The organism is Kocuria sp. (assembly GCF_030536815.1).
Lineage (GTDB): Bacteria > Actinomycetota > Actinomycetes > Actinomycetales > Micrococcaceae > Kocuria > Kocuria gwangalliensis.
The window spans coordinates 1-2604 of sequence record NZ_JAUNPE010000240.1 but is presented as its reverse complement, the minus strand read 5'-3'; the positions used below and the strand labels follow the sequence as shown (position 1 = coordinate 2604).

At 66.4% G+C, this 2604-nt stretch carries 2 protein-coding genes and 2 pseudogenes; all 4 read right to left on the bottom strand.

Translation table 11 applies throughout. From position 1 onward, the window contains the following. Nucleotides 1–212: pseudogene (locus Q4E95_RS12685) on the bottom strand (MFS transporter); the annotation flags it as partial. A 75-nt stretch (nt 213–287) separates the two neighbouring features. Continuing rightward, nucleotides 288–1094 (bottom strand): respiratory nitrate reductase subunit gamma, encoded by an 807-nt coding sequence (gene narI / locus Q4E95_RS12680; protein ID WP_303383645.1) that lies wholly within the window; start codon nt 1092–1094, stop codon nt 288–290. Next, nucleotides 1091–1786, bottom strand: a complete 696-nt coding sequence (gene narJ, locus Q4E95_RS12675; protein ID WP_303383644.1) for a nitrate reductase molybdenum cofactor assembly chaperone — start codon at nt 1784–1786, stop codon at nt 1091–1093. The genes narI and narJ overlap by 4 nt, the downstream gene beginning before the upstream one ends. Then, nucleotides 1786–2604 (bottom strand): annotated as a pseudogene (gene narY / locus Q4E95_RS12670) (nitrate reductase subunit beta); the annotation flags it as partial. The pseudogene narY and the gene narJ, both read right to left, overlap by 1 nt.

Sequence of the window (2604 nt, the reverse complement as noted above, 5' to 3'; positions counted from 1 at the left end):
CGGGCAATGGAGCCCACGAAAATGGGCATGGCCACCAGGATGGCGGTCTGGCCGGGGGTCAGTGACATTTCCCCGGCGTAGCGCTTGGACAGCGGACCCACAATGGTCCACGCCCAGAAACCCACGGTGGACGCCAGGGTGGCCAGGATGAGGTTCCTGAGTTGACCCTGTTTCAAGTTCGGTGCCGCTGAGGCGGCTTCAACGGAGGACATGACGCTCCTTCTGGGAGGTGGTGGGCCTGAGTCGGGAGGCGCTCCGGCGGGAACGCCTCCCGGTCCGAGGGGTGCTTACTTGACGCGCGTGGAACCGGAACGCTCACGAGGCGGCCGGGTGCGGCGTCGTCCGCTGTCCCGGTCGTGGGTGCCAATGGGTTCCCACCCGCGGCGCACCGGGGCGGAGCCGGCGCGGGGGCTGGAACCGCGCGTGCGGTAAACGATGTACGGGCGGAACAGGTAATGCAGCGGTGCGGTGAAGGCGTGCACCAGTCGGGTGAACGGCCAAATCGCGAACAACGCCATGCCCCACAGCACGTGGACGTGGAACGAGGTGGACGCCGCTGCCATGGCTCCGACGTCCGGCTGCAGGATCCACAGCGAACGGAACCACGGGGACACGGTTTCCCTGTAGTCCACGGTGTTCGGGTCGAACACGGCCAGCACGGTGGTGGCCAGGCCGGCCAGGATTGCACCCAACAGCATGACGTACATGAACTTGTCGTTGCCGGTGGTGGCCATGAAGACGGGGCCGGTGCGGCGGCGCCGAACGATCAACATCACGATGCCCACCAGGGTGCCCACACCGGCCACGGTGCCGATGGACAGCGCCAGCAAGTGGTACGCGTGCTGGGACAAGCCCACGGCCTCGGTCCATGACTTGGGAATCACCAGGCCCATGATGTGCCCCGCGAGCACCGCCAGGATGCCGAAGTGGAACAGCGGGGAGGCAATTCGCAGCAGCCTGGATTCATAAAGCTGGGACGAGCGGGTGGTCCACCCGAACTGGTCGTACTTGTAACGCCAGATCAGCCCACCGACGAGAACGGCCATCACCACGTACGGCAATACTCCCCACAGCAGGGTGTCGAGAATGTTCACTGGTTTCCTCCGGTCATGGGCAGGAGTCGGGGGTCGTAGGCGTCCAGGCCCACGGATTCGGTGGGCGGACCGTAACCGGCCATGCGCGCCACGGCGGATTCGTCTGCCGGGGACGGTCCCGGCAGCGTGGAGCACACCAGTTCCACCACGCACGCGTGGGGCAGGTTGTCGCGCACCAGCGCGAGCCGCAACAGCTCCAGTGACGGCCGGTACCGCTGCAACAGGTCGAAGCCGTCCTCCGGCGAGACGCGGGCGGCGAATTCGAGCACCACGGGCAGGTGGTCCGGCAGTTCCTCGTCCCCGAACACACACCCGTGGGCGCGGTACACCTGCTTGAACGCGGAGAGCGCTTCGCCGCGGCGGCGCGTGTCACCGTCCGTCCAGTACGTCAGGTGCAGGCTGTGGCGGCGCGAAAGATCGTATTCCTGGACGTAGTCGCCCTGGATCTCATTCAGATCACTGTCGCGCAACCACCGGGTCAGGGGTTCGACGGCGCTCGGGGCCACCCCGACCTCGGCCAGGGCCTCCTCGAGTACGGGCAGCTCATCGATCAGCTCCCGATCCGGGTAGCCCAGCAGTACCGCGGCCGCTTGCCGGATGACCGCCGAGCGCTGCGGATGACGGTCCCGGTACTCGGGAACGTCCACGGTGCCCTTGGTGGCCTTACCCAGGAGAGTGGAGAGCAACCCCATCATCGACCCCCACTGGCACCGGCGGTGCCCTGATCAGGACGAGAACCCGAGTTCTCCGCGGTGGTCGACATACTTGCCGCGTCCTCCTGATTCCGGGCGGGGAACAACCCGTCCGGGCTGCCGTTGCCGTCCCAGTTGAGCAGGTTCACGCGACCGGCCAGTTGCTCGTTACCCGTGGGGTCATCCCCCATTTGACGCGAGCGCAGCGCCTGGAAGTTCTCCACGGCCACCGGCATCGGACGGCCCGAGGCCTCACCGAACACACCGGTCTGACCCATGCCGGGTCCGCCGTCCACATCCAGCGAACAGCCGATCTCTTCCAGGTTGTGGGCGTCCTCCACGTGGGCCGCGGGAATTACGTAGCGCTCGTCGTACTTGGCAATCGCCATGAGACGGTACATCTGCTGGATTTCAGAACCGGTCATGCCCACGGCCTCCGCAATGGACTCGTCAGGTTCGTCACCCAGGGTGATGTTGCGCATGTAGGCGCGCATCGCGGCTAGCTTGCGCAGCACATTGGTCACGAGCTCTGTGTCACCGGCGGTGAACAGCTCGGCGAGGTACTCCACCGGGATGCGCAGACTCTCGATGGCACCGAACAAGTTCTCCGGGTCCTCGCCGTCGTGGCCCTGTTCCTTGAGCAGATCCACGATGGGAGACAGCGGCGGCACGTACCAGACCATGGGCATGGTGCGGTACTCGGGGTGCAGCGGCAGCGCCACGCGCAGTGTCTTGGCCAGCGCGTACACCGGTGACTTGCGAGCGGCGTCGAGCCAGTCCTCCGGGATGCCCTCCTGACGAGCGGCGGCAACGACCTC

Excerpts from the sequence above, each read along its gene's own strand:
- narJ (WP_303383644.1), bottom strand. The coding sequence starts at position 1,786 with ATGGGGTTGCTCTCCACTCTCCTGGGTAAGGCCACCAAGGGCACCGTG.